The organism is Variovorax glacialis (genome assembly GCF_051216375.1).
Lineage (GTDB): Bacteria > Pseudomonadota > Gammaproteobacteria > Burkholderiales > Burkholderiaceae_C > Variovorax.
In genome coordinates, this window is sequence record NZ_JBPJZT010000008.1 from 250,258 (window position 1) to 275,755 (window position 25,498).

24 protein-coding genes and 1 tRNA gene are annotated in these 25,498 nt (G+C 64.8%); 12 read left to right on the plus strand and 13 right to left on the minus strand.

Annotation, left to right across the window (positions count from 1 at the left end):
• Window positions 1–20: 20 nt before the first annotated feature.
• The 7 genes from nusA to ACSFBL_RS22245 all read right to left on the minus strand — a co-directional run bounded on the left by nusA (window position 21) and on the right by ACSFBL_RS22245 (window position 9,015).
• Window positions 21–1,505, minus strand: coding sequence for a transcription termination factor NusA (gene nusA, locus ACSFBL_RS22215; protein ID WP_435517989.1), 1,485 nt, complete (start codon window positions 1,503–1,505; stop codon window positions 21–23).
• A 17-nt stretch (window positions 1,506–1,522) separates the two neighbouring features.
• Window positions 1,523–2,137 carry a ribosome maturation factor RimP gene (gene rimP / locus ACSFBL_RS22220; protein ID WP_435518124.1) on the minus strand — a complete coding sequence of 205 codons (615 nt, stop codon included), beginning with the start codon at window positions 2,135–2,137 and terminating at the stop codon, window positions 1,523–1,525.
• A gap of 149 nt (window positions 2,138–2,286) precedes the next feature.
• Window positions 2,287–3,492 (minus strand): YbfB/YjiJ family MFS transporter, encoded by a 1,206-nt coding sequence (locus ACSFBL_RS22225; protein WP_435517990.1) that lies wholly within the window; start codon window positions 3,490–3,492, stop codon window positions 2,287–2,289.
• Window positions 3,493–3,512: 20 nt separating this feature from the next.
• Window positions 3,513–5,129, minus strand: a complete 1,617-nt coding sequence (locus ACSFBL_RS22230) for an ABC transporter ATP-binding protein (protein ID WP_435517991.1) — start codon at window positions 5,127–5,129, stop codon at window positions 3,513–3,515.
• Entirely contained in the window at window positions 5,126–6,178 is a 1,053-nt protein-coding gene (locus ACSFBL_RS22235) for an ABC transporter permease (protein WP_435517992.1), read from the minus strand. Before ACSFBL_RS22235 ends, ACSFBL_RS22230 begins: the two co-directional genes overlap by 4 nt.
• Complete coding sequence (locus tag ACSFBL_RS22240; RefSeq protein WP_435517993.1) at window positions 6,171–7,205, minus strand: microcin C ABC transporter permease YejB; 1,035 nt, start codon at window positions 7,203–7,205, stop codon at window positions 6,171–6,173. The genes ACSFBL_RS22235 and ACSFBL_RS22240 overlap by 8 nt, the downstream gene beginning before the upstream one ends.
• A 13-nt stretch (window positions 7,206–7,218) precedes the next feature.
• Window positions 7,219–9,015, minus strand: coding sequence for an extracellular solute-binding protein (locus tag ACSFBL_RS22245; RefSeq protein WP_435517994.1), 1,797 nt, complete (start codon window positions 9,013–9,015; stop codon window positions 7,219–7,221).
• Between the two features lie 37 nt (window positions 9,016–9,052).
• Between ACSFBL_RS22245 and fabI the strand changes: the two genes are divergently transcribed.
• Both fabI and ACSFBL_RS22255 read left to right on the plus strand, forming a co-directional pair.
• A complete protein-coding gene (fabI, locus tag ACSFBL_RS22250) occupies window positions 9,053–9,844 on the plus strand; it encodes an enoyl-ACP reductase FabI (protein WP_435517995.1) in 792 nt (263 codons plus the stop codon).
• A 63-nt stretch (window positions 9,845–9,907) separates the two neighbouring features.
• A complete protein-coding gene (locus tag ACSFBL_RS22255; RefSeq protein ID WP_435517996.1) occupies window positions 9,908–10,816 on the plus strand; it encodes a DNA ligase in 909 nt (302 codons plus the stop codon).
• Between the two features lie 18 nt (window positions 10,817–10,834).
• Here ACSFBL_RS22255 and ACSFBL_RS22260 read toward each other — a convergent pair whose 3' ends face one another.
• On the minus strand, window positions 10,835–11,392 hold the full coding sequence (locus tag ACSFBL_RS22260; protein ID WP_435517997.1) for a fasciclin domain-containing protein: 558 nt from the start codon (window positions 11,390–11,392) through the stop codon (window positions 10,835–10,837).
• Between the two features lie 195 nt (window positions 11,393–11,587).
• Between ACSFBL_RS22260 and ACSFBL_RS22265 the strand changes: the two genes are divergently transcribed.
• The gene (locus ACSFBL_RS22265) at window positions 11,588–12,457 is read left to right on the plus strand and encodes an EamA family transporter (RefSeq protein ID WP_435517998.1); all 870 of its coding nucleotides are present in this window, start codon (window positions 11,588–11,590) and stop codon (window positions 12,455–12,457) included.
• On the opposite strand, the gene ACSFBL_RS22270 is transcribed toward ACSFBL_RS22265, so the two are convergent.
• Window positions 12,458–14,728: an Orn/Lys/Arg family decarboxylase gene (locus ACSFBL_RS22270; protein WP_435517999.1), complete on the minus strand. Its 2,271-nt coding sequence runs from the start codon at window positions 14,726–14,728 to the stop codon at window positions 12,458–12,460. It abuts the gene before it with no gap.
• A gap of 109 nt (window positions 14,729–14,837) precedes the next feature.
• Here ACSFBL_RS22270 and ACSFBL_RS22275 point away from each other — a divergent pair, with 109 nt between their 5' ends.
• The 4 genes from ACSFBL_RS22275 (at window position 14,838) to ACSFBL_RS22290 (ending at window position 16,958) form a co-directional block, all read left to right on the plus strand.
• Entirely contained in the window at window positions 14,838–15,269 is a 432-nt protein-coding gene (locus ACSFBL_RS22275; protein ID WP_435518000.1) for an NfeD family protein, read from the plus strand.
• 51 nt (window positions 15,270–15,320) lie between these two features.
• Entirely contained in the window at window positions 15,321–16,253 is a 933-nt protein-coding gene (locus tag ACSFBL_RS22280) for an SPFH domain-containing protein (protein ID WP_435518001.1), read from the plus strand.
• Between the two features lie 24 nt (window positions 16,254–16,277).
• Window positions 16,278–16,368, plus strand: a tRNA-Ser gene (locus ACSFBL_RS22285).
• A 200-nt stretch (window positions 16,369–16,568) separates the two neighbouring features.
• Window positions 16,569–16,958 carry a response regulator gene (locus tag ACSFBL_RS22290; RefSeq protein WP_435518002.1) on the plus strand — a complete coding sequence of 130 codons (390 nt, stop codon included), beginning with the start codon at window positions 16,569–16,571 and terminating at the stop codon, window positions 16,956–16,958.
• A gap of 64 nt (window positions 16,959–17,022) precedes the next feature.
• On the opposite strand, the gene ACSFBL_RS22295 is transcribed toward ACSFBL_RS22290, so the two are convergent.
• The 4 genes from ACSFBL_RS22295 to ACSFBL_RS22310 form a co-directional block, all read right to left on the minus strand.
• Window positions 17,023–18,228 (minus strand): branched-chain amino acid ABC transporter substrate-binding protein, encoded by a 1,206-nt coding sequence (locus ACSFBL_RS22295; RefSeq protein ID WP_435518003.1) that lies wholly within the window; start codon window positions 18,226–18,228, stop codon window positions 17,023–17,025.
• A gap of 125 nt (window positions 18,229–18,353) precedes the next feature.
• Complete coding sequence (locus tag ACSFBL_RS22300; protein ID WP_435518004.1) at window positions 18,354–18,770, minus strand: hypothetical protein; 417 nt, start codon at window positions 18,768–18,770, stop codon at window positions 18,354–18,356.
• Window positions 18,767–19,207 carry a DNA polymerase III subunit chi gene (locus ACSFBL_RS22305; protein WP_435518005.1) on the minus strand — a complete coding sequence of 147 codons (441 nt, stop codon included), beginning with the start codon at window positions 19,205–19,207 and terminating at the stop codon, window positions 18,767–18,769. Before ACSFBL_RS22305 ends, ACSFBL_RS22300 begins: the two co-directional genes overlap by 4 nt.
• Complete coding sequence (locus ACSFBL_RS22310) at window positions 19,204–20,697, minus strand: leucyl aminopeptidase (protein ID WP_435518006.1); 1,494 nt, start codon at window positions 20,695–20,697, stop codon at window positions 19,204–19,206. Before ACSFBL_RS22310 ends, ACSFBL_RS22305 begins: the two co-directional genes overlap by 4 nt.
• Window positions 20,698–20,718: 21 nt before the next feature.
• Here ACSFBL_RS22310 and lptF point away from each other — a divergent pair, with 21 nt between their 5' ends.
• The 5 genes from lptF to ACSFBL_RS22335 all read left to right on the plus strand — a co-directional run bounded on the left by lptF (window position 20,719) and on the right by ACSFBL_RS22335 (window position 25,472).
• Window positions 20,719–21,825 carry an LPS export ABC transporter permease LptF gene (lptF, locus tag ACSFBL_RS22315; protein WP_435518007.1) on the plus strand — a complete coding sequence of 369 codons (1,107 nt, stop codon included), beginning with the start codon at window positions 20,719–20,721 and terminating at the stop codon, window positions 21,823–21,825.
• Entirely contained in the window at window positions 21,822–22,928 is a 1,107-nt protein-coding gene (gene lptG, locus ACSFBL_RS22320; protein ID WP_435518008.1) for an LPS export ABC transporter permease LptG, read from the plus strand. The genes lptF and lptG overlap by 4 nt, the downstream gene beginning before the upstream one ends.
• A gap of 7 nt (window positions 22,929–22,935) precedes the next feature.
• On the plus strand, window positions 22,936–23,304 hold the full coding sequence (locus tag ACSFBL_RS22325) for a sirohydrochlorin chelatase (protein WP_435518009.1): 369 nt from the start codon (window positions 22,936–22,938) through the stop codon (window positions 23,302–23,304).
• Between the two features lie 63 nt (window positions 23,305–23,367).
• Window positions 23,368–24,309, plus strand: coding sequence for a CysB family HTH-type transcriptional regulator (locus ACSFBL_RS22330; protein ID WP_435518010.1), 942 nt, complete (start codon window positions 23,368–23,370; stop codon window positions 24,307–24,309).
• Window positions 24,306–25,472 (plus strand): pyridoxal phosphate-dependent aminotransferase, encoded by a 1,167-nt coding sequence (locus tag ACSFBL_RS22335; protein WP_435518011.1) that lies wholly within the window; start codon window positions 24,306–24,308, stop codon window positions 25,470–25,472. Before ACSFBL_RS22330 ends, ACSFBL_RS22335 begins: the two co-directional genes overlap by 4 nt.
• The last annotated feature ends 26 nt before the right edge of the window (window positions 25,473–25,498 follow it).

Below are 25,498 nucleotides of genomic sequence, written 5' to 3' on the forward strand. Positions count from 1 at the left end.
GTTTCGTGCCTCCATGACCGTCACTCTTGGCCGGCGAACCAATGTTCGCGGGCTTTCAAGATGAGGTTCTTGGCGTCATCGGCGCTCTGGCCGGTGATCTCGGTGAGTTCATCGACCGCAAGGTCGGCCAGGTCGTCACGGGTGTGGACACCCGCCTCGGCCAATTTTGGAATGAGGGCCGGGTCGAGTCCGTCGAGGTCGCGCAGATCCTGCGAGACGCTCTCGACGTTTTCTTCACGGGCGATTTCCATGGTGAGCAGCGCATCCTTGGCGCGCGAACGCAGTTCGTTGATCGTGTCTTCGTCGAAGCTTTCGATCTCGAGCAGTTCGGAAATCGGCACGTAGGCCACTTCTTCCAGGCTCGTGAAGCCTTCGGAAATCAGGATGTCGGCGATTTCCTCGTCGACATCGAGCTTTTCCATGAACAGCTTGCGGCTGGCGTCTGTCTCGGTCGCCTGCTTCTGGGCCGATTCGTTGGCGTCCATGATGTTGATCTTCCAGCCGGTCAGGTCGGAGGCGAGCCGCACATTCTGACCACCGCGGCCGATCGCGATCGCGAGGTTTTCCTCGTCGACCACCACGTCCATCGCATGCTTTTCCTCGTCGACCACGATCGACGAGACGTTGGCAGGCGCGAGCGCACCGATCACGAATTGCGCCGGGTCTTCGCTCCACAGGACGATGTCCACGCGCTCGCCGGCGAGTTCGTTGGTGACGGCATTCACGCGCGTACCGCGCACGCCGACGCAGGTGCCGATCGGGTCGACGCGCTTGTCATGCGAAAGCACGGCGATCTTGGCGCGCGAGCCCGGGTCCCGGGCGCAACTCTTGATCTCGAGCAGGCCCTGCTCGATCTCGGGCACTTCCTGGCGGAACAACTCGATCATGAATTCGGGGGCCGCGCGCGACAGGATGATCGGCGCGCCGCGCAGCGTCAGGTCGACCTCCATGATCATGGCCCGCACGCGGTCGCCGTTGCGCAGGTTTTCCTTGGCGATCATCTCGCTGCGGCGCAGGCGCCCTTCGACGCGGCCGGCCTCGACGATGATGTCACCCTTGTCCAGCCGCTTGACAGTGCCGGTGAAGATCTTCTCGCCGCGCGACATGAAGTCGTTGAGCAGCATCTCGCGCTCCGCGTCGCGGATCTTCTGCAGGATGACCTGCTTGGCGGCCATCGCGCCGATGCGGCCGATCGGCACCGATTCGACAGCTTCCTCGATGTACTCGTCGAGCTCGATGTCGGGCATTTCTTCCTTGGCTTCGAACAGGAGGATTTCCTGGTCGGGCAACTGGAGGCCGGCTTCGTCCGGCACCACGTGCCAGCGGCGGAAGGTCTCGTAGTCGCCGCTGTCGCGGTCGACAGCGACGCGGATGTCCACGTCGCCCTGGTAGAGCTTCTTGGTGGCTTGCGCCAAGGCGGACTCGACAGCGCCGAAGACGACGTCACGTTCGACGTTCTTCTCGCGCGAGATCGCATCCACCAACATCAACATTTCGCGATTCATGCCACCACTCTCCTCGTTCAGTCCGACACCAACGTGCCAGGTTTGGGCCTGCGCCCTTTGAAATCCACTATCGGGGCGAGCCGCGCTTCGCGGAGCTCGTCCAAAGCAAAACCCAACGCCTGCAGGGGTGCAGGCGCGCGCTTCTTGCTGATCTTCTGGCCGGGCTTTGCCGCCGGCTCGTCGCTCCAGACGATTTGCCAACCGTGCGATCCATCGGCGGCCGCAACACGCTCCAGCGTGCCGCGAAACTTCTTGCGGTTGGCCGAAACCTGGCCGCCAGCCGCCGCACCCATCGGCGCCTTGAGCGTGATGTCAATCACCTCACCGGCAAATCGTTCGAAATCCTGATCATTGCGCAATGGCCGGTCAATACCCGGCGACGACACTTCAAGTCGCTTGTAGTCGGCGCCATCGACCTCCAGCGCGAACTGCAATTGGCGGGTGACTTTTTCACAGTCCTCGACCGTCACGAAGGGTTCCGGCGCACCCGCTGCGACCGCACCTTCCGAATTGGGGCCTTTCCAGGGCAAATCAATCGTGACGCGCAGCAATCCCCCGGCCGAGTGTTCGATCTCGACCAGGTCGTAGCCGAGCCCGGCCACGGTTTGTTCCACTGTCTGCTGCAATGCCACGTGTCTGTTTTTGCCTTTGGTGTGCCCGATGCCGCCGCCCGCCTGCGGCATCAAGAATGCTTCGACCAATAAAAAACGGGCGGTTGGTACCCGCCCGTTTGGTCGTGAGCCTTGAATTATATGCCAAATGCGTTACGAAACATCGGTTTCTAGGCGGCCTGGATACCTTTGGTCACGTGACAACGATGCCAGACAACGATAAAAAGCGCCGCCCCGATGCCAAGGGCCGCAGCCGCCACAAGTAAGGGCGCCGCGAACGATCCTGTCCGCTGGGCCAATGGTGCTGCAAAAAGCGGGCCGACGATTTGCCCGACCCCGTACGAAGCTGTCGCATAGCCGATCAAACCGGCTGCGGCATTGCCTTTGAGCCGCCGGGCGTCCCGCATGGCAAAAAGCGTGATGGCCGTGAAGGGCATGCCGAGCAGCAGGCTTCCCAAGGCCAGACCGGTGATCGACGGCCAGGCGACTGACAGCAGGACGCCGACCGCCTGCAAGGCGTAGCCGATCGCCAGCAGAAGGCGGTTGTCCCAATGAATCGGCGCTCGGGCGCCGATCAGCGCCCCGGGAACGACCGCCAGGCCGAACAGGGGCCAAAAGAAGTCCGGCCAGGGGGAGCCCGGCAGGGCCTGCCGTGCAATCACCGGGAGGAAGGTCGCGGTGATGATGTAGCCGAACCCGGCCAGCCCGTAAAGGCCCACCAGCCAACGCGCGTCGCCGCGCGCCTGAGCCGATTCGGCGCCCGTCCGCGCCGTGGCCGGCGCCGCCTGCCCGACCGGGTGTGCAACCTCGCCATCGGCGAAGATCCGCCAGACCCATGCGATCAGCAGCAGCGACAGCAGCCCGAACGCGATCCACGCCGCGCTCGACCCCCATCGGCCGACCCATCCGCCCAGCATTCCCGTCGCCGCAATGCCGACGCCCGGCCCCGCGTAGATCACCCCGGCCAGAGCCGGCGCACCGGTCTCGGCCAATCGTCGCAAGCCCCAGCCGGACGCGAAAACGAACGTCCAGGCGCTCATGACACCCGCAGCCGTGCGGAGCATCCCCCAGGCGGTGAAGCCGTGCAGCAGCCCCATCCCCAGCAGCAACACAGCGGTGGCAACCAGCCCGCCGCGCACCATGCTGATCGGCTTTACGCGAAGCGCGGCGCAACTCAAGGCACCGAGGAAGTAGCCCAGGTAGTTGAGAGACGCCAGCACGCCGCCCGCCTGCAGGTCCAATTTGCCCTCGTGCAGCATGATCGGCAGCATTGGCGTGAAGGCGAAGCGCCCGAGCCCCATCGCCACCCCCAGCGCCACCATGCAGGCCAGGGCCGCGCGCCAGGCACCGCGCCTGTCATAACCGATCTGCGACATTCCGCGCTCTCCGAGTTCTTCTAATCTGTCAGCGCTGCCGCGACCAGTTTCTGCGTATAGGGATGCTCGGGCGCGTCGAGCACCCGATCTACGGGGCCCGATTCCAGAATTGCGCCGTCCTTCATCACGATGACCTGGTGCCCCATCGCGCGGATTACGTCGACGTCGTGGGTGATCAGCAAGTAGCTCAAGCCTCGTTCGCGCTGGAGACGCTGCAGCAGTCCCAGCACCTGCTTCTGGATCGTGACGTCGAGCGCGCTCGTGGGCTCGTCGAGCACCAGAAGCCTGGGGTCGACGATCAACGCGCGGGCGATCGCCAGCCGTTGCCGCTGCCCGCCGGAGAACTCGTGCGGATAGCGATCGAGCAACGCAGGGAACTGCGCCTCCGTCAGACCCACGTCGGCCAGTGCCGCCAGCGCGCGGGTCTGGCGGGCGGCCTGGTCCAGCTCGGGTGCGTGCACCGTCAGCCCCTCTCCAACGATCTGCTCCACCGTCATGCGCGGCGAGAGCGACGAGAAAGGATCCTGGAAGACGACCTGCATCACCCGCCGAAGCGCACGGTCGCTGGCGCCGCCCTCGGCCCACTTCCGGCCGCCCAGGTCCAGATGCCCCTGGTGCTTCAGCAGGCCGAGCGCCGCCAGCGCCAAGGTGGATTTGCCCGAGCCGGATTCTCCCACGACACCCAGCGTTTCGCCGGGCGCGATGTCGAAATCGGCGCCCTGCACGGCCACGAACTCGCCCTTGCGGAACCACCCCGCCACGCCAGGGCGCGCGACCGGGTAGATTACCCGCAACGCCCTCGCCGCGAGCACCGGCGGTGCGCTCGTGTCGATCGCAACGGGCGCGACGTCCCGCGTCGGACGGCTGTCTATGAGCTTGCGCGTGTAGGCGTGCTGCGGCGCGTCGAACACGGTCGAAACCGCGCCATGCTCGACGATGTGGCCGTTCTCCATCACCGCGACGCGATCGGCAAAGCGACGCACGAGGTTCAGGTCGTGCGTGATGAGCAACACGGCCATCCCGTGCTTGCGTTGCAAGTCGGCCAGCAGATCGAGGATCTGCGCGCGAACGGTGACGTCGAGCGCCGTGGTCGGCTCGTCGGCCAGCAGGAGCCGCGGCTTGCAGGCCAGCGCCATGGCGATCATGGCGCGCTGCCGCTGGCCGCCCGACAACTGGTGCGGAAACGCCCTCGCCCGCCGGGCCGGTTCCGGGATGCCCGTATCCGCAAGCAGTTGCACGGCCGCTTCGTGCGCAGCACGCGCCGGCAGGGCCTGGTGCAGTTCGAGCACTTCGGCGATCTGGTCGCCCACGGGATAGAGCGCATTGAGGGCGGTCATCGGCTCCTGGAAGATCATCGCGATCTCCTTGCCCCGGATGCCGCGCAGGCGCGATTCGGGCAGGGCCAGCAGGTCGACCTCTGGCGCACCCTCAACGCCAGAGAACGTCGCGACACCCGAGACCCTTGCGTTTTGCACCAGCCGCAGCAGGCTCAAGGCCGTCACGGTCTTGCCCGAACCCGATTCGCCGACAAGGGCCAGTTTCTCGCCCTGCGCGATGTCGAAGCGGATGTCGTGCACCACTTCCTTGTCACCGAAAGCGACCCGCAAGCGTTCGACCTTCAACAATGGCGCTCTCACTGGTCGGCCTTTCGGGGATCGAGCGCATCGCGCAACGCGTCGCCCATGAAGGTGAGCAGCATCAGCGTGACCACCAGCACGCCGAAGGTGGACAGCGAAATCCACCACGCATCGATGTTGGCCTTGCCCTGGCTCAGGAGTTCGCCGAGGGACGGCGTTCCCGGCGGCACGCCGAGCCCCAGGAAGTCGAGCGAGGTCAGCGCCAGGATCGCCGCACTCATGCGAAACGGCAGAAAGGTCACGACCGGCGTCATGCTGTTCGGCAGGATGTGCTTCCACATGATCTGCAGGTTGCCGACGCCGAGCGCCCGTGCCGCGCGCACGTAATCCATCTGCCGATTGCGCAGGAACTCGGCGCGCACGTAGTCGGACAGCCCCATCCAGCCGAAAAGGCTCAACAGGATCAGAAGCAGCGCCACGCTGGGCGCGAAGATCGCGCTGAAGATGATCAGCAGGTACAACTCCGGCATCGAGCCCCAGATCTCGATGAAGCGCTGGAACGCGAGGTCGGTCTTGCCGCCGAAAAAGCCCTGTACCGCGCCGGCCGCGATGCCCAGGATCACGCCGATGACCGTCAGCGCCAGCGCGAACAGCACGCTCACGCGGAATCCGTAGATCAGTTGCGCGAGCAGGTCGCGCCCGCGGTCGTCCGTGCCGAAGATGTTCTCGCGCGAAGGCGCGGACGGATTCGGCAACGGCGCGAAGTAGTTGAGCGTCCTCGGCCCATAGGGATTCGGCGCATAGATCGCCCAGTTGCCGCCCGTGGTGATGCGCTCCCGAATGAACGGATCGAGGTAGTCAGCCGGCGTCTCGAAATCGCCACCGAAGGTCTTCTCGGAATAGTCGCGCACCACCGGGAAGTAGGTCTGCCCCTCGTAGCGCACGACCAACGGCTTGTCGGTCGACAGCACTTCCGCGAACAGGCTGAGCACCACCAGCACGGTGAAGACGAGGAAGCTCCAGTAGCCCAGGCGATTGCGCTTGAAGCGCTGCCAGGCCCGGCGCGCCGGACTTGGCGAAAGCGGCCGTGACGTCGGCGCGCTAGTCAAACTTCACCCTCGGATCGACCCAGACATAGCAGAGGTCGGAGATGAGCTTGGTGACCAGCCCGATCAGCGTGAAGAGATAAAGCGTCCCGAGAACCACCGGATAGTCGCGCCGGATCACGCTCTCGTAGCTCAGCAGGCCCAGGCCGTCCAGCGAGAACAGCGTCTCGATCAACAGCGAGCCGGCGAAGAAGGCGCCGATGAATGCCGCCGGAAAGCCGGTGACGATCGGTATCAGCGCATTGCGGAACACGTGCTTCCAGAGCACCTGGCGTTCCGAAAGGCCCTTGGCACGGGCGGTCAGCACGTACTGCTTGCGGATCTCCTCCAGAAAGGAGTTCTTGGTCAGCATCGCCGTGACCGCAAAGCTGCCCAGGACCATCGCGATGATGGGCAGCGTGATGTGCCACAGGTAGTCGGTCACCTTGGCCCCCCAGCTCAGGGTCTCCCAGTTCGAAGAGGTCAGCCCGCGCAGCGGAAACCACTGCAACTGGCCACCGAAGATCACCAGCAGCGCCACCCCCAGCACGAAGCCGGGGATGGCATAGCCGATCAGCACGATCAGGGTGGTGACGAAATCGAAGCGCGTGCCGGCCCGCACCGCCTTGGCGACGCCCAGCGGCACGGCGATCAGGTAGCTGATGAAGAAGGTCCACAGGCCAAGGCTGATGGAAACCGGCAGCTTCTCCTTCACCAGCGTCCACACCGCCTTGCGCTGGTAGAAGCTGGTGCCCAGGTCGAACTGCGCGTAGGACTTGAGCATCAGCCCGAAGCGCTCCAGCGGCGGCTTGTCGAAGCCGTAGAGCTTCTTGATTTCCTCGATGCGCTGCGCGTCCAGCCCTTGGCGTCCGCGGTAGCCGCTGCCAGCCGATGCGGCGCGTTCACCGCCCGAATCGCGCCCCTGCAACTGCGACACCATCTGCTCGACCGGCCCGCCCGGCACGAACTGGATCACGACAAAGGTGAGCAGCAGCACGCCGAACAGCGTCGGGATCATCAGGAGCAGGCGCTTGAGGATGTAGCTGGCCATGGTTCTCCCGAGCCTAACGGTTCGAGGGCGAAGCCCACCACGTCGACATCGCCCAGGAATCGGGCTGGTAATACGGCGGAATCAGCTCCGGCAGCACGAAGGGCCGTGGACGGTAGCCGACCAGGAAGGAATCGCTGTACCACTGCGGGACGGAATAGAAGCCGTGAGACAGCACGCGATCAAGTGCACGCATGGCCGCGGCCAGTTCGGGGCGCGTCGTCGCCTTCACCACGTTCTGTAGCAGTGCATCGACCGCGGGATCGGCAATGCCCCATAGATTCGCCGATCCGTTCGTTGCCGCCGCCTGGCTGCCGAAAAGCTCGAACAGTTCTCCGCCCGGTGCGTTACTGCCCGGCAGCCGCAGACTGGTCATCTCGAACTCGAAGTTGTCCATGCGCTGCTGGAAGAGCGAGCTATCGACCGTCCGCACGCGAAGCTCGATGCCCAGCTTGCGCAGGGCCGTCTGCATCGGCGTGATCACGCGGATCAGCGAAGGCTGGTTGTTGAGCATCTCGATCTCGAAGACATCGCCGGCCGCATTGCGCAGCGCGCCGTCGCGGTAGGTCCACCCCGCATCAGCGAGCAATTGCCGTGCCTTCCGAAGATTGGCGCGCAGGCTGGAAGGCGGCACCGTCGTCGGCGAGATGACGGCCGGACCGAAGACCTCGGGCCGCAGCTTGCTGCGCAAGGGCTCCAGCAACGCCAGTTCGTCCGCACCGGGCAATCCTTCGGCGTGGAACTCGCTGTTGGGGAAATAGCCTTCGACGCGCTTGTACAAGCCGTAGAACAGTTGGCGGTTCAGCCAGTCGAAGTCCATCGTCAGGCCGATAGCCTCCCGTACCCGCCGGTCCTGGAACTTCGGATTGCGGGTGTTGAGGACGTAGCCCTGGAAGTCACCCGGGTTGCGGTTCTCGAAGACCCGCGCCTTGAGTTCGCCGCTGTCGAACTGCTTTCCCTTGTACTGCCGCGCCCAGTTGCGCGAGATGAATTCGCGCATGAAATCGAACTCCCCCGCCTTCAGTCCTTCGAATCGCGCCGTCTCGTCGAGGTAGAGCTTGAAGGTCAGGCGATCGAAATTGAACTGCCCCTTGCGCACCGGCAGGTTGGCACCCCAATAGTTCGGGTCACGGATGTAGGTGATGTCGCGCCCAAGGCGGGCATCCGGGATCTTGTACGGACCCGACGCGACGGGAAGCTCGTTCGTGATCTGGTCGAATGGCTTCCCTCCGCCCCATTTCGGACTGAAGACCGGCATGCCACCGACGACGAGGGGCAACTCCCGGTTCGGGCTGGCGAAGTCGAAGCGAACCGTGCGCGGCCCGACGGCGGTGGCGCCCTTCACTTCGGCATAGATCGTGCGGAACTGGGGCGCGGCGAGCGGGCCGGTCAGCGTCTTGAAGGAATAGGCCACGTCGGACGCCATGACTGCCGAGCCGTCATTGAAGCGGGCCTCGGGGCGGATCCTGAAGGTGGCCGAGAGACGGTCCGGCGCGACCTCCACGTCCTCCGCCAGGAGGCCGTAGGCCGTGGTCGGCTCTTCCGAATTGCCGGTCAGAAGACTCTCGAACACCAGTTGGCCCATCCCGGCCGGCGGCGTGCCCTTCAGGGTAAAGGGGTTGAACTTGTCGAAGTTCGTCGACGTGATGGGCGGGACCATCCGCAGTTCCCCGCCCTTGGGCGCCTGGGGATTCACATAGGCGAAATGCGTGAAGTCCGGCGGGTACTTGATGTCGCCGAACTGCGCGTAGGCATGCGCTGCCCATGACGGGGACGCCGAAAGCGCCAACACGAAAAGCAGCCAGGCTCGCATGCGAGAATTCTGCCCAAGATTTTCACGAGGTCGATCCATGGGCTTTCTTTCCGGCAAAAAACTTCTGATCACCGGCGTGTTGAGCAACCGCTCGATCGCCTACGGCATCGCCAAGGCCTGCCATCAGCAAGGCGCCGAACTGGCGTTCAGCTACGTGGGCGAGCGCTTCAAGGACCGCATCACCGAGTTCGCAGCCGACTTCGATTCGAAGCTGGTCTTCGATTGCGACGTGGGCGACGACGCGCAGATCGACAAGCTCTTCGCCGACCTGTCGCAGACTTGGCCCAAGTTCGACGGCTTCGTGCACAGCATCGGTTTCGCTCCGCGCGAAGCGATCGCAGGCGACTTCCTCGACGGCCTTTCGCGCGATGCCTTCAAGGTGGCGCACGACATCAGCGCCTACAGCTTCCCGGCCATGGCCAAGGCCGCCCTCCCCTACCTCAACGAAAAGTCGGCACTGCTCACGCTGACCTACCTCGGCGCCATGCGGGTCCTGCCCAACTACAACACCATGGGCCTCGCCAAGGCCTCGCTCGAGGCATCGGTGCGCTACCTGGCCGAGTCGCTCGGGCCTAAGGGCACGCGCGTCAACGGCATCAGCGCCGGGCCGATCAAGACGCTGGCGGCCAGCGGCATCAAGGGCTTCGGAAAGATCCTGTCGGTGGTGGCCGAGGTGTCGCCGATCCGCCGCAACGTGACCATCGACGAAGTGGGCAACGTCGCGGCCTTCCTGCTCAGCGATCTCGCGAGCGGGGTGACGGCGGAGATCACCTATGTCGACGGCGGCTTCAGCCATGTCGTCGGCGGCATCGCGGAGCCCGCCGCCTGAGCCGAAAGCGCCGCTTCAAAACTCCATAATTCCGGCATACCTAAAAATGTCGGGGAGTTGATCGTGAGTTCTCTTTTTGGCACGGGCCTTCGCAAGCCCGTTCTCCTGTCTCGCCGCACGCTCGCGCTAGGCGGCCTTGGCGTAGTCTTCACTGCGCTCCACCCTCTCGTTGCATCGGCGGCGAACGGCGCGAAGGCGCCGCCGCTCATGCTGGCAGAGGTCTATCGCCGCGGCATGCCGCTCGACGACTACTGGGTCAGCGAGAAATACGACGGCGTGCGTGGCTACTGGGACGGCAAGCAGCTCTGGACGCGCGGCGGCGAGCGCGTCGCCGCCCCCGCGTGGTTCACGAAGCCCCTTCCGCCAGTCCCCTTGGACGGCGAGCTGTGGATGGGCCGCGGTCGCTTTGCGCAAACCGTGTCGACCGTGCGCAGCCAGACACCGGTCGACGCAGCCTGGCGCGAGATTCGCTTCATGGTCTTCGACCTGCCCGCCGCGCCGGGCGACTTCACGGCTCGTCTGGCCGCGCTGCGCAAATTGCTGCCCATCACGAGCGCGCCCTGGCTGGTCGCGGTGCCCCAGCAGCGCGCCACGACGCACGAGGCGCTGCAGGCCCTGCTCGACAAGACGGTCCGCATGGGCGGCGAAGGCCTGATGCTTCATCGCGGCGCTTCACCCTACCGGTCCGAACGCAGCGCCGACCTGCTCAAGGTCAAGCCCTTCGAGGATGCCGACGCCCGCGTGGTCGCGCACATTGGCGGACGCGGCAAGCACGCCGGCCGCCTGGGTGCGTTGATGGTCGAGATGCCCGACGGCAAGCGCTTCAAGCTCGGCAGTGGCTTCACCGATGCCGAACGCGAGAATCCACCCGCCGTCGGCACCTGGGTCACCTATCGCTACAACGGCCTGAATCCGTCGGGCCTTCCGAGGTTCGCCCGCTTCCTCCGGGTGCGCGACGACATCGAGTCCTGAGACGCCTGGCTGCTCCGCTTACTTCGGCAGCAGCACCTTGTCGACCACGTGAATCACGCCATTCGACTGCATCACGTCGGCGGTCGTCACGGTGGCGGTGTTGCCGTTCTCGTCCGTCACCATCACCTTGCCGCCGCTCGACTTGGCCGTGAGCTTGCCGCCTGAAACGGTCTTCAGCGAAGCCATGCCCTTGCCAGCCATGATTTCCTTCGTGAGTGCCGCGGCGTCCAGCTTGCCCGGTACCACGTGGTAGGTCAGGATGGTCGTCAGCTTCGCCTTGTTCTCCGGCTTCAGCAGCATGTCGACCGTGCCGTCGGGCAGCATCGCGAAGGCGTCGTTGGTCGGCGCGAAGACTGTGAAAGGTCCGGGCCCCTTGAGCGTGTCGACCAGCCCAGCCGCCTTCACTGCGGCGACCAGCGTAGTGTGGTCCTTCGAGTTGACGGCGTTGTCGATGATGTCCTTGGTCGGGTACATGGGCGCGCCGCCAACCATGACCTGCGCCATGGCCGAGGCCGCGCCGGCTGCCATGGCGATGGCGAGGGTCACGGATGCAATGCGATGGGTGCTGCTCTTCATGAAAGGCTCCTGAGGTTTGAAACCGCCGCAGGATTCGCGACGGCTGCAACCTATACGAAGGCTTCCTCGACTTGGATTCGTGCCCCGGAAGAAATGGCATAGTCCGCAGGCCGCAGCCACTGCACTTTCAATCGCTCGACACATGCCTCTGCCGACTGATCCCCACCTTGCCAACGCACCCGACGGACGACCTGCGTGGCACTGAGCGGACCGATCGTCTTCGCCGTGCTCTGCGGCGCGCTCTTGCACGCGGGATGGAACGCGCTGATCAAGTCCGGACGAGACAAATCGCTCGACACCGCGTTGATCCACAGCCTGGGCATCTTCGTCGCAGTGCCCCTGATCTTCGTCACAGGCTTGCCGGCGCCTGTCGCGTGGCCCTACATGATCGCCTCGATGGTGATCCATCTCGGCTACTACATTGCATTGGCCGGCGCCTACAAGCATGGCGATCTCGGTCTCACCTATCCGATCATGCGCGGTTGCGCGCCGCTATTGGTGGCGATGGGCAGCCTGGCCTTCATCGGTGAAGCCATCTCCGCATTCGCCTGGGCCGGCGTCGCGATCATCTGCGTCGGCGTCCTGACGCTGGGACTCTCACGCTCGGCCCTGCACAGCGGCAGTGAGGCGCAGCGGCGCAAGGCGCTCGCGTTCGCACTGGTCAACGCCGCGATCATCGCGCTCTATACCGTGATCGACGGCCTCGGCGTTCGCGCATCGGGCGATGCGTTCGCCTATGTCGCGGGCTTGTTCCTCTTCGACGGGATCCCGTACCTGCTGCTGGTCCTGTGGCGCAGGCCGGGCCAACGCCGCGCGGCCCTCACCTACATGGCCGGACGCTGGAAGATCGCCGCCATCGGCACCCTCGCCTCGCTGGGCAGCTACGGCATCGCCTTGTGGGCCATGACGCACGCGCCCGTCGCCGTCGTCGCGGCGCTGCGCGAGACATCGGTGCTGTTTGCCGCAATCCTCGGCGCTCTCTTCCTGCGCGAGGGCTTCGGCCGGCAGCGTGCCGCCGGCACGGTGATCATCGTCGCCGGCGTGATGACCTTGCGCCTGGCTTGATCAGGCCGCGCGCACGCAGTCGGCGTAATAGCGCTTCTTGCCGGTTTCGTCGATGCGCCCGACCAACCCATGGATGTCGGTCTCGAAACCCGGGCATTCGGTATTGAACTCGCGAGCGAACTTCAGGTAGTCGACGATCTTCTTGTTGAAGACCTCGCCCGGAATCAGCAACGGAATGCCGGGCGGATACGGCGTGATGAGGCTCGTGGTGATGCGGCCTTCCAGATGATCGATTTCCACGCGTTCGGTCTTGCGATGCGCGATGTGCGCAAAGGCATCGCTCGGCTTCATCGCCGGCGTCAGGTCGCTCAGGTACATCTCGGTGGTCAGTCGCGCCACGTCGAAGCGCGCATACAGCTCGTGGATGTGCTGGCACAGGTCGCGCAATCCCAGGCGCTCGTACTTGGGATGCGCCTGGCAGAACTCCGGCATGATCCGCCACATCGGCTGGTTGCGCGCGTAGTCGTCCTTGAACTGCTGCAATGCCGTCAGCAGCGTGTTCCAGCGGCCCTTGGTGATGCCGATCGTGAACATGATGAAGAAGCTGTAGAGCCCCGTCTTCTCGACGATCACGCCATGCTCGGCCAGGAACTTGGTGACGATGCTGGCCGGGATGCCGGTCTTCGCGAACTTGCCGTTCAGGTCCAGGCCGGGCGTCACGATGGTGGACTTGATCGGATCCAGCATGTTGAAGCCGTCGGCCAGCTTGCCGAAGCCATGCCACTTCGCGGTGCGCGATTCGCCCTTGATGATCCAGTCGTCGGCGCGGCCGATGCCTTCGTCGACCAGCTTCTCGGGGCCCCACACCTTGAACCACCATTCGTCCTTGCCGAACTCCGCCTCGACCTTGCGCATCGCGCGGCGGAAGTCGAGCGCTTCCAGAATGCTTTCCTCGACCAGCGCGGTGCCGCCGGGCGGCTCCATCATCGCGGCGGCCACGTCGCAGCTCGCGATGATCGCGTACTGCGGGCTCGTCGATGAGTGCATGAGATAGGCCTCGTTGAAGAGATCGCGGTCGAGCGCCCGGTTCTGCGAGTCCTGCACCAGCACGTGGCTGGCCTGGCTGATGCCGGCCAGCAGCTTGTGGGTCGACTGGGTGGCGAACACGAGCGATTCCTTCGGGCGCACACGGCGCTTGCCCATCGCGTGGTAGGCCCCGTAGAACGGATGGAACGCCGCGTGCGGCAGCCAGGCCTCGTCGAAGTGCAGCGTGTCGACGTAGCCGTCGAGCATGTTCTTGATGGTCTCGGTGTTGTAGATCACGCCGTCGTAGGTCGACTGCGTCAGCGTCATGACGCGCGGCTTGACCTTGTTCGCATCGACATGCGAGAGCAGCGGGTTGGCCGCGATCTTGGCCCTGATGGCCGCAGGCTCGAACTCGCTCTTGGGGATCGGGCCGATGATGCCGAAGTGGTTGCGCGTCGGTTTCATGAAGACCGGAATGGCGCCCGTCATGATGATCGCGTGCAGGATCGACTTGTGGCAGTTGCGATCGACCACCACCACGTCGTCCGGCGCCACGGTGTGGTGCCACACCATCTTGTTGCTGGTGCTGGTGCCGTTGGTCACGAAGAAGCAGTGGTCGGCATTGAAGATGCGCGCCGCATTGCGCTCGCTCGCCGCCACCGGGCCGGTGTGGTCGAGCAGCTGGCCGAGTTCCTCGACCGCATTGCAGACGTCCGCACGCAGCATGTTCTCGCCGAAGAACTGGTGGAACATCTGGCCCACGGGGCTCTTCAGGAACGCCACGCCGCCCGAATGGCCCGGGCAGTGCCATGAATACGAGCCGTCTTCCGCGTAGTCGATCAGCGCCTTGAAGAACGGGGGCTGCACGCCTTCCAGGTAGCTCTTGGCCTCGCGGATGATGTGGCGCGCCACGAACTCCGGCGTGTCCTCGAACATGTGGATGAAGCCGTGCAGCTCCCGCAGGATGTCGTTCGGAATGTGGCGCGAGGTCTTCGTCTCGCCGTAGATGTAGATCGGCACGTCGGCGTTCTTGCGACGCACCTCGCCGATGAAGTTGCGCAGGTTGAGCACGGCCGGATCGAGGTCGGGGCCGACCGAGAACTCCTCGTCGTCGATCGACAGGATGAAGGCACTCGCCCGGCTCTGCTGTTGCGCGAACTGGCTCAGGTCGCCATAGCTCGTGACGCCCAGCACCTCGAAGCCTTCGCTCTCGAAGGCCTGGGCCAGCGCGCGAATACCGAGCCCCGAGGTGTTCTCTGAACGAAAGTCCTCGTCGATGATGACGATGGGAAAACGAAATTTCATGAGCGGGGCTCCGGACTGGCAAATAGGCGCGAAGTGTACGGAATTCGGATGAAGGCGCCGGTCAGCTTTGACACAATCCCCTCCACCTGGAACAACGAGAGGAAGCGACATGGCGAGTTCCACCATCTGGTGGCTGATAGCGGGGGCGGCGGTGGTGGTCGAATTGCTGTCCGGTACGGGCACTGTCTACCTGCTGCTGATGAGTGCGGGCTTTGCCGCCGCGGCACTCTCCGCGCATGCCGGCGCCACGCTGGGCACGCAGTTGGTCGTCGCCGCCGTCATCAGCCTCGGCGCGGTGATCGCGTGGCACGCGATTCGCCGCAAGCGCCCGCCGGAACCGCCGACGGGCGCCAATCGCGACGTCAACCTCGACATCGGCGAAAAGGTTTACGTCGACGCATGGAATGCAGACGGCACCGCCACCGTCCGCTACCGGGGCGCGCAATGGACCGTCGTGTCCCGCGCCGGCAGCACGCCATCGGCCGGCGAGCACCGGGTGGCCGAGGTGATCGGCAGCCGCCTGGTCGTCGAGAAGGTCTGAAGCAGAGAAGCAGAAATCGAAGAATCGGAAATCGAAAAGGAACATAGCGCAATGGAATTCGCCGCAGTCCCCCTGGTCCTCCTGGTCATCGCCGTGATCGTCATCACGCAGTCGATCAAGTTCGTGCCGCAGCAGAACGCCTGGGTGCGCGAGCGCCTCGGCAAATACCACGGCACCATGACGCCGGGTCCCAACTTCCTGATCCCCTTCATCGACCGGGTGGCCTACAAGCACAGCCTGAAGGAGATCCCGCTCGACGTGCCGAGCCAGATCTGCATCACGCGCGACAACACGCAGTTGCAGGTCGACGGCATCCTCTATTTCCAGGTGACCGATCCGATGCGCGCGAGCTATGGCTCGTCGAACTACATCGTCGCGGTGACGCAGCTGGCCCAGACATCGCTGCGCAGCGTGATCGGCAAGCTCGAACTCGACAAGACCTTCGAGGAGCGCGACATCATCAATTCACAGATCGTCTCGGCCATCGACGAAGCCGCCCTCAACTGGGGCGTGAAGGTGCTGCGGTACGAGATCAAGGACCTGACGCCGCCGAACGAGATCCTGCACGCGATGCAGCGACAGATCACCGCCGAGCGCGAGAAGCGCGCCTTGATTGCCGCTTCCGAGGGACGTCGCCAGGAACAGATCAACATCGCCACGGGCGAGCGCGAGGCCTTCATCGCGCGGTCCGAAGGCGAAAAACAGGCGCAGATCAACAATGCCGAGGGTGAGGCAGCCGCCATCACCGCCGTGGCGGAGGCGACCGCGGGGGCCATCGAGCGCATCGCCGCCGCGATCCGGCAGCCGGGCGGCGAACAGGCCGTCCAGCTCAAGGTGGCCGAGCGTGCGGTCGACGCGTACGGGAAGGTCGCCGCCGACGCCACGACCACCCTCATCGTGCCGAGCAACATGAACGAAACCGCAGCGCTCATCGCCTCGGCGATGCGGATGGTGCAGGCGGGCAAGACGTCCGGTTCGGCCTGAACTGGCTGCTACAATCGTGGGCTCGGAGCGGTGGATGAGCGGTTTAAGTCGCACGCCTGGAAAGCGTGTGAGGGTTAATAGCCCTCCGCGGGTTCGAATCCCGCCTGCTCCGCCAGGAAAAACCGAATCCAGCAGCTTCCACCTGCAACCGGAATCGTCTTGAAAGCCCCGCTCGCCGGGGCTTTTTTGTGGGCGCTTTTGTGGGCGCCTTCGTGGGTTACCGTCTGCTTTCTCCTACGCAATGTAAGGCTTCAGGCGCATGAATTCTGCGATCGGTGCCGCTAGGCTCAAGGGCTCGCACTGGCAGGAATATGCATGGCCCTATCTACATTCCTCGTCGAGGACAACAGGACCATTCGAGACAACCTGATCCCCGCGTTGGAAGACTTGGCTGATGCCACCGTGGTCGGTACCGCCGAAGCCGAAGCGGACGCGGTTCGCTGGCTGAGTTCACATCCCGACGATTGGCAGTTGCTCGTCGTGGATCTCTTCCTCAAGGAAGGCTCGGGACTTGGCGTCCTCCGCACTTGCGCCCATCGCCCTTCCTCCAAGCGCGTGGTGGTGCTCAGCAACTACATCAACGCCGACATCCGTGCGCGATGCATGGCGCTGGGCGCCGATGCCGTCTTCGACAAATCGAGGGAGCTGGAGGCATTCTTCGCCTACTGCAACGACAACACGGGTTCGCGTTCCAAGCCCCACTGAGTCTCCCGCGCAGCCAAGAAAAAAGGGCCCGAAGGCCCTTTTTTTGTCAGCGTGAGCGGCTTGCTCAGCGCACCACGGCGATCTGCGTACGTGCACCGTTCTTGTAGGTGTACAGCGTCAGCGCACCGTTCTTGATGTCGCCCTTTTCGTCGAATGCGATCGGACCAGTCAGGCCCTTGTATTCGACCTTGCCGACTTCAGGCAGGTACTTCTCGGGATCCGACGAACCGGCCTTCTGCATCGCTGCGGCCAGCACTTGCACGGCGTCGTAGACGTACGGTGCGTAGATCTGGACTTCGACGCCGTTCTTTTCCTTGAACTTCGTCTTCCAGGCTTCCAGCGGCGCCTTGAAGTCGCCATCCACACCGCCGGCTTCCGCGCACACGACCATGTCTTCGCCGATCGCGTCGCCAGCCAGCTTGGCCAGTTCGCCGGTGCACAGGCCGTCGCCGCCCATGAACTTGACGTTCATGCCGAGCTGCTTGACCTGCTTGAGCATCGGACCGCCGACAGCGTCCATGCCGCCGAAGAACAGCACGTCGGGGTTGGTGCCCTTGAGCTTGGTCAGGATGGCGTTGAAGTCGGTCGACTTGTCGGTCGTGAATTCGTGGCCGACGATCGTGCCGCCGGCGGCCTTGGCGGCCTTCTCGAATTCCTCGGCGACGCCCTGGCCGTAGGCCGTGCGGTCGTCGATCACGGCGATGTTCTTGCCCTTGAGCGTTTCGACCGCGTACTTGCCCAGCGTGCCGCCGAGTTGCGTGTCGTCAGCCACCACTCGGAACGTGGTCTTGAAGCCTTGACGCGTGTACTTCGGGTTGGTTGCCGACGGCGAGATCTGCGGAATGCCGGCGTCGCTGTAGAGCTTGGAAGCGGGAATCGTCGTGCCGGAATTCAGGTGGCCGACGATGCCGTTGACCTTGCTGTCGACCAGCTTCTGGGCGACTGCCGTGCCTTGCTTCGGATCGGCTGCGTCGTCTTCGGCGAGCAGTTCGAACTTGGCAACCTTGTCGCCGATCTTGATGCCCTTGGCATTGAGGTCTTCGATGGCCATGCGTGCGCCGAACTCGTTGTCCTTGCCGAGGTGGGCGATCGCGCCGCTGGTCGGTGCCACGTGGCCGATCTTCACGACCAGCGCGTCGGCCGGAGGTGCTGCCGGTGCGGGCGCCGCTGCAGTCGGTGCGGGAGCGGCGGGTGCCGCTGCCTCTTCTTTCTTGCCACAGGCCACAAGCGCGAGAGCAGCCAGTGCGACCGCAGTCCATTTCAATTGCATGGGGAACCTCCAGAACATTGATAAATAGAGAGTTGAGAACCGGTCTTTCGATCCGGGCGCGATGACTCAGCAAGTATCGCGCCGAGGATGCACAGCGCCCTCGCGCATTCGACCCGGCGCGCAGTTTAGCCCAAGGATTGGGGGCCGAAAGCTGGCGTAGACCCTGTGTTGTCGGAAAGCTCATGGGCCAGAGCTTCACTCACGAGCGCACGCAAAACGGCTTCGATTTCGCTCCGGAGACCCGGAATCATCCGGTCGAGATGTTGCTGAACGGCAGCTGACACCGCATCGCTCACGCGCTCTTCGAGCGACAGGTCGACACGCTGCAGGACGCGGTGCAGCAATTGCTCTTCGAGCCGGAATGCTTCGGCCTCCGACAGCTTCGCCTCGGGGGTGAGCGCGACGGCGTCCGAGGGCGCCGGCACGGCCGGCGGAAGCGATTCGACCGGCGCAGGCGCTTCGGGTGTGTGCACCGGCTCCGGCGGCAGCTCGAGCACCGTCGTGAGGGTTGGGACGAATCGCGGCGGGGTGCGCTGCGTCATGCGCCGGCACTCCCGCCAAAGGGGTGGGTCCGAATCGCGTACCCGCGGTCCTTGTAGTGCCGCCATCGCGCGCGCCCGGCGAGCTTGTCGGCGTCGTCGCTGCTGACGATGTCGATCAGCCGCTCGAAACGCTCGAACCTGGCCGGCAACTCGGCGCCGAGGTTCACGAGGATGGGGAGGTCCGGCAGCGCGGCCTCGCCGCTTTCCGCGAGTACCACTGGCGAGCGCGCCACGATGTGCGCGTCGTCCGTGATGCGGCAGTGCGGTATGAATTCGGTCGGCTGCAGGGTCCACAGCGACTGGTCGATGGCGTCTAGCGTCGCGCCATCGGCGACGACCACCAGGCGGGCGCCATGCGCGGCGACCGCCTTGCGCAGCAGCCGGCAGGCGTAGCTCACCTTGTCCGGCATGTTGTAGTGGCCGTCGATTTCAGTCACGCCGCGGACCGTGCCTTCCTGGCCTTGCGCACGGGCGACTTGGGCGTCGCCTGCCGGCTTTGCCCGAGCAGGTAGCTCAGCAACAGGCCAACCGGCCGGCCGGTGGAGCCCTTGGAGGCCCCGCTTTTCCAGGCCGTGCCCGCGATGTCCAGGTGCGCCCACGGGAAGTCGCTGGTGAAGCGCTGCAGGAACTTGGCGGCCGTGATTGCCCCGCCCGCGCGCCCCGCAATGTTGGCGACGTCGGCGAAGTTGCTCTTCAGGCCTTCGGCATAGTCGTCGTCGAGCGGCATGCGCCAGCAGCGATCCTGGGCTTCTTCGCCAGCGGCGGCGAGTGCGCCGGCCAGCGCATCGTCGCTGGAGAACAGGCCGCTCCGGATGCCGCCGAGGGCGACCACGCAGGCGCCTGTCAGCGTCGCGATGTCGATCACGGCAGTCGGCGCGAAACGCTTGGCGTAAGTGAGCGCATCACACAGGATCAGGCGCCCTTCCGCATCGGTGTTGAGCACCTCGATCGTCTGGCCGCTCATGCTGGTCACGACGTCGCCCGGCTTGACCGCGCGGCCGTCGTTCATGTTCTCGCACGAGGGAATCAGCCCGATCACGTTGATGGCGGGCTGGATGTCGCCCAGCGCGCGGAACACGCCGAGCACGCTCGCGGCGCCGCACATGTCGAACTTCATCTCGTCCATTTCGGCGGCGGGCTTGAGCGAGACGCCGCCGGTGTCGAAGGTGATGCCCTTGCCGACCAGGACGACCGGCGCCTGGTCCTTGGGCGCGCCGTGGTAGCGCAGCACGATGAAGCGAAGCGGCTCCGCCGAGCCCTGAGAGACGGCGGCGAACGCGCCCATGCCGAGCTTGGTCACTTCCTTGGGACCCAGCACCTCGCACTTGATGTTCGGCAGGTCCGCCAGGTCCTTCGCGGCATCGGCCAGCAGCGTCGGAGTGCAATAGTTGCCGGGGCGATTACCCCATTCCTTCGCGAGTTCGACACCCGCGACCGTCGCCGTGGCTTCGTCGAAGGCCTGCTGAAGCGAGCTTGCGTCCGGCACGCCGATGCTCACGTGGCGAATCGTCCGGGCCTCGGATTTCGACTTGGTCGTCGTGTAGACGTAGCTCGCGTCCGCAGCGGCGATCACCGCGCCGCCGACACCGGCCGCCTCGGCGGCCTGCGCGAACACGATGGCCACGCGTTTGGGATTCGACCCCTTCGCTGCATTGACGGCGGCGATCACGGTCGAACGGACCGACGACGGCTTGCCGTCCCCCACCGATGCCAGCACCACGCGCGAGGCGGCGACGCCGGCCGGGCGATAGAGCGCGAGCAGTTTGCCCGCCTTGTCCGGCAGGTCAGTGGACTTGCGGGTGTCGGCGATCAGCGTGGATAGCGCATCCTTAAAGGCGAGGGTTCCGGACGCCACGAGCACGATGAGGACATCGCATTTTTCCGTGGCAGCCTGGGCGATGGAGAGGGTCTTGAGTTGAAAGTCCATAATCCTTTTTTTCCCTCGACGATGTTATTCCATTCCTCTATACGCAAGGAGCTGTCGCGCAGCTTCGGGGCCACGCTGGTGGTTCTGGTCACGATCGTGATGACCATGATGCTGATCCGCACGCTCGGACTGGCGGCCAAGGGCAGCGTGAATCCCTCCGAGGTCTTCCTCGTGATGACCTATACCGTGCTCGGCTACATGCCGACCATCCTCGGCCTGTGCCTGTTCATCGCGATCGTCGGAACGCTCTCGCGCATGTACCGCGACAGCGAGATGGTGATCTGGTTCTCCGCCGGCCGCGGGCTGGCGGAATTCCTGCGGCCTCTCTACCAGTTCGCGTGGCCGATCCTGCTGCTCATCGCCGCACTGTCGCTGGTCGGCTGGCCCTGGGCCAATTCGCAGACCCAGGGCATGCGCCAGCGCTACGAGCAACGCAGCGACATCGAACGGGTCTCCCCGGGCGAGTTCCGCGAGTCCTCAGGGCGCCTGCGCGTGTTCTTCATCGACAAGGACGCACCCGACAGCGCGACCGCGAACAACGTCTTCATCTCCTCGATCGAACGCGGCCTGCAGATCATCACGTCCGCGCGCAGCGGCCGGATGGAGGACGTCGACGGCACCCGCTACCTGCTGCTGAACAACGGGCAACGCCTGGAGCGGCCGCTCGCACCCGACAACGGCATCAAGATCAGCGAGTTCGAGACCTACGGGGCCAAGGTCGGCAGCCGCCTCGACACCTCGCCGGACGCCGCCCCGGTGCGCACCCGCAGCACGCTGTCGCTGCTGCGCGACCCTTCCAGCGCCAGTCACGGCGAGTTGGCCTGGCGCATCGGCATGCTGTTCGCGGCGGTGAACTTCGTGCTGCTTGCCCTGACGCTGTCGAGCGTGAATCCGCGCGTGGGGCGCAGCGGCAACCTGGGCATCGCGCTGTTTGCCTTCATCATCTACTACAACATGCTCAACCTGGGGCAGAACTGGGTCACCATCGGCCGCTACAGCCTCGGTGGCTTCATGCTGGTGCTGCACGGCGGCGCGTTCCTGATCGGCCTGCTCTGGCTGGCGAAAAGACATTTCAACTGGGGTCGCCCGTCGCGCCGCTCCCGCACTGCAACAGCACCCCACGCGTGAAAACAATCCGTCGCCTGATCTACGTCGAGGTGGTGAAGGCCGTCGCCTTCGTCGCCGCCGGCTTCCTGAGCCTGTTCTTTTTCTTCGACTTCGTCGACGAACTGCAATCGATCGGAAGGCCGGAAAGTCTCGACTACGGTGCCGGGAAGGCGCTGATCTACGTCGCCCTGCTGATCCCAAGTCATCTCTACGAACTGCTGCCGATCGCCGTCCTGATCGGCACGATCTTCGTCATGGCGAGGCTGGCGCAGAGCTCCGAATTCACCATCCTCCGCACCAGTGGCCTCGGGCCCTGGCGCGCCTTGCGTACGCTACTGGTGCTGGGGCTCGCCTTCGTGGTGCTGACCTTCGCCGTCGGCGACTACATCGCGCCGGCCTCCGACCGCGCGGCCCAACTGCTCAAGGCGCGCTTCCAGAATGTCTACTCCCTGGTCGGCAACACCGGCGCGTGGCTGAAGGAGAGGCAGGGAGAAAACTCCTACGCAGTCAATGTCGCGACCATGGGACGCAACGGCATCCTGAAGGATCCGCGGATCCTCGAGTTCGGACCCAACGGGTTCATCGTGTCGCAGGTGGTGGCGTCCGCCGCCAAGACCGACGACCGCCACTGGACGCTGATCGACGTGGAGCGCCAGGAGTACGACACCCGTGGCGCCGGCGGGCCCCGCATCATCACGACCAAGATTCCCGTGCTGGAGTGGCCGACTTCGCTGACCACCGAAATGGTGTCAGTCGCGCTGCTCCGTCCGGAGCGCATGCGCACGCTGGACCTCTTCGATTACATCCAGCATCTCGAAGCCAACGGACAGACGGCGCAACGCTACGAGATCGAGTTCTGGCGCAAGGTGTTCTATCCGCTGTCCTGCCTGGTGATGATCGTGCTCGCCCTGCCCTTCGCCTACCTGCACTTCCGTCAGGCCGGCATCACGACCTATGTGTTCGGCGGCGTGATGATCGGCATCAGCTTCTTTCTGCTGAACAATGTCTTCGGCTACCTGGGCAACCTCGGGAACTGGTGGCCGTGGATGACGGCGGCGGCGCCGGGGATGATCTATTCCGTGATGTCGCTGGCCGCGTTCACGTGGCTGGTGCTCCGCCGCTAGGCGCCCTATGGCGGCTTTGCAAGGCATCGTCCTCTTTGCGCATGGATCGCGCGATGAGCGCTGGCGGGCACCGGTCGAAGCAGTGGCCGCACGGGCCGCAGCCCTCGCCCCGTCGGCCCGGGTCGCGTGCGCCTATCTCGAACTGATCGAGCCTGACCTGCGCACGGCTGCCGCCGGGCTCATCGCCGAGGGAGCCGATGCCATCCGCGTCGTGCCGCTTTTCCTCGGCATGGGCAAGCACGTGCGGGAGGATCTGCCGCGCCTGCTCGACGCATTGCGCGCCGCGTATCCGTCGGTCGTGTTCTCGCTCAACCGGGCCGTCGGGGAAGAGCCCGAAGTCATCGAGCTGTTGGCGCGAAAGGCGCTCGAATCCTGATGCTCTGGTGATTTTCATAGACTCCGAAGGCATAATGAATTCCTAAATAAGACGGAATTTGTTATGAATCTGCACCAGTTCAAGTTTGTCCAAGAAGCCGTGCGGCGCAACCTGAACCTGACCGAGGCCGCCAAGGCGCTACACACGTCGCAGCCAGGCGTCTCCAAGGCCATCATCGAACTCGAGGAAGAGTTGGGCGTGGAGATCTTCGCCCGCCATGGCAAGCGCCTCAAGCGCGTCACCGAACCCGGCCAGCACGTCCTCGCCAGCATCGAGTTGATCATGCGGGAGGTCGGCAACCTGAAGCGCATCGGCGAACAGTTCAGCGCACAGGACAGCGGCACGCTCTCGATCGCCACCACCCACACGCAGGCCCGCTACGTCCTGCCGGTTCCGGTGGCGAAGCTGCGCGAGGCCTACCCGAAGGTGAATGTGAGCCTGCATCAAGGCTCCCCGGATCAGGTCGCGCGCATGGTGATCGACGAAGTCGCCGAGATCGGCATTGCGACGGAGTCCCTTGCCGACTACGCCGAACTCGTGACGATGCCCTGCTACGAGTGGCAGCACGTGCTGGTGCTGCCGAAGGGCCACGCGCTCGCCGACAAGGAGCGCATTTCCCTCGAGGACCTCGCGAGCGAGCCGATCATCACCTATCACCCTTCGTTCACCGGCCGCACGCGCATCGATCACGCCTTTGCGCAGAAGAAGCTCACGCCGCGGATCGCACTGGAAGCCATCGACTCCGACGTCATCAAGACCTACGTGAGACTCGGGCTCGGCGTCGGCATCGTGGCCGAGATGGCGGTGCGCGACGACTCCAATGCAGACCTCGTGGTGCGTCCGATGGGGCACATCTTCGGCGTCAACATCGCGCGCGTGGCCTTCAAGCGCAGCGCCTACCTGCGCAACTTCGTCTTCAAATTCGCCGAGCTGCTTTCAGACCGGCTCGATCGCAACCTGATTGCCAAGGCGTTGAGCGGTCACAACCAGGACTACGAACTGTGAGCACCGTGACCGCCCGCACCCCTGACGTCGAGACCAAGTTGCCCGCCGTCGGCACGACCATCTTCACCGTAATGTCGGCACTCGCCACCGAGAAGAACGCGGTGAACCTCGGCCAGGGCTTTCCGGATTTCGGCTGCGATCCGAAGCTGCTGCAGGCGGTCACCGATGCGATGGCGGCCGGCCACAACCAGTACCCGCCGATGCCCGGCATCCTGCCGCTGCGCGAGGCGATCGCGGCGAAGGTCGCTACGCTCTATGGGCACGGCTACGACCCGCAGACCGAGATCACCGTCACCGCCGGCGCGACGCAGGCGATCATCACGGCGATCCTTGCCGTGGTGCGTCCCGGCGACGAGGTCATCGTGCTGGAGCCCTGCTACGACAGCTACGTGCCTAATATCGACCTCGCGGGCGGCACTGTGGTGCGTGTACCGCTCACGCCCGGCACCTTCCGTCCGGACTTCGACAAGATCTCGGCGGCCATCACGCCGCGCACGCGGGCCATCATCATCAACACGCCTCACAACCCGAGCGCGACCGTGTGGACCGAGCCCGAGATGCGCCGGCTCGAGGAATTGCTTGCGCCGACCGACGTGCTGGTCATCAGCGACGAGGTCTACGAGCACATGGTTTACACGGGCGCGCGCCACGAGAGCGCGTCGCGCTTTCCCGGCCTGGCCGCGCGCAGCTTTATCGTGAGCAGCTTCGGCAAGACCTACCACGTGACCGGCTGGAAGGTCGGCTACGTCGCCGCGCCGGCATCGCTCACCGCCGAATTCCGCAAGGTTCACCAGTTCAACGTGTTCACCGTCAACACGCCGATGCAGCACGCGCTCGCGAGCTTCATGGTTGATCCGGCGCCCTATCTCGAACTGCCCGCGTTCTACCAACGCAAGCGCGACCTCTTCGCCGCGGGCCTCGCGAAGACCCGGCTCAAGCTGCTGCCGAGCGCCGGCACCTACTTCCAGTGCGTCGACATCAGCGACGTCAGCGAGCTCGGCGAATCCGATTTCTGCCAGTGGCTCACGAGCGAGATCGGTGTCGCAGCCATCCCGTTGTCGGCCTTCTACGGCGACGGCTTCGATCAGCGCGTGGTCAGGTTCTGCTTTGCCAAGAAAGACGAAACGCTGCAGACGGCCATCGATCGACTGGCCCGGCTCTGACACAAATGGTAGGAGAGTCCTGACCG

Bases quoted from the DNA above. Each gene is read 5' to 3' on its own strand.
- ACSFBL_RS22290 (WP_435518002.1), top strand. From the start codon at position 16,569: ATGGCCCTATCTACATTCCTCGTCGAGGACAACAGGACCATTCGAGAC.
- ACSFBL_RS22295 (WP_435518003.1), bottom strand. From the start codon at position 18,228: ATGCAATTGAAATGGACTGCGGTCGCACTGGCTGCTCTCGCGCTTGTG.
- lptF (WP_435518007.1), top strand. From the start codon at position 20,719: ATGTTATTCCATTCCTCTATACGCAAGGAGCTGTCGCGCAGCTTCGGG.
- ACSFBL_RS22275 (WP_435518000.1), top strand. From the start codon at position 14,838: ATGGCGAGTTCCACCATCTGGTGGCTGATAGCGGGGGCGGCGGTGGTG.
- fabI (WP_435517995.1), top strand. From the start codon at position 9,053: ATGGGCTTTCTTTCCGGCAAAAAACTTCTGATCACCGGCGTGTTGAGC.
- ACSFBL_RS22280 (WP_435518001.1), top strand. From the start codon at position 15,321: ATGGAATTCGCCGCAGTCCCCCTGGTCCTCCTGGTCATCGCCGTGATC.
- ACSFBL_RS22225 (WP_435517990.1), bottom strand. From the start codon at position 3,492: ATGTCGCAGATCGGTTATGACAGGCGCGGTGCCTGGCGCGCGGCCCTG.
- nusA (WP_435517989.1), bottom strand. From the start codon at position 1,505: ATGAATCGCGAAATGTTGATGTTGGTGGATGCGATCTCGCGCGAGAAG.
- ACSFBL_RS22330 (WP_435518010.1), top strand. From the start codon at position 23,368: ATGAATCTGCACCAGTTCAAGTTTGTCCAAGAAGCCGTGCGGCGCAAC.
- ACSFBL_RS22260 (WP_435517997.1), bottom strand. From the start codon at position 11,392: ATGAAGAGCAGCACCCATCGCATTGCATCCGTGACCCTCGCCATCGCC.
- ACSFBL_RS22240 (WP_435517993.1), bottom strand. From the start codon at position 7,205: ATGGCCAGCTACATCCTCAAGCGCCTGCTCCTGATGATCCCGACGCTG.
- ACSFBL_RS22325 (WP_435518009.1), top strand. From the start codon at position 22,936: ATGGCGGCTTTGCAAGGCATCGTCCTCTTTGCGCATGGATCGCGCGAT.
- ACSFBL_RS22245 (WP_435517994.1), bottom strand. From the start codon at position 9,015: ATGCGAGCCTGGCTGCTTTTCGTGTTGGCGCTTTCGGCGTCCCCGTCA.
- ACSFBL_RS22300 (WP_435518004.1), bottom strand. From the start codon at position 18,770: ATGACGCAGCGCACCCCGCCGCGATTCGTCCCAACCCTCACGACGGTG.
- ACSFBL_RS22270 (WP_435517999.1), bottom strand. From the start codon at position 14,728: ATGAAATTTCGTTTTCCCATCGTCATCATCGACGAGGACTTTCGTTCA.
- ACSFBL_RS22310 (WP_435518006.1), bottom strand. From the start codon at position 20,697: ATGGACTTTCAACTCAAGACCCTCTCCATCGCCCAGGCTGCCACGGAA.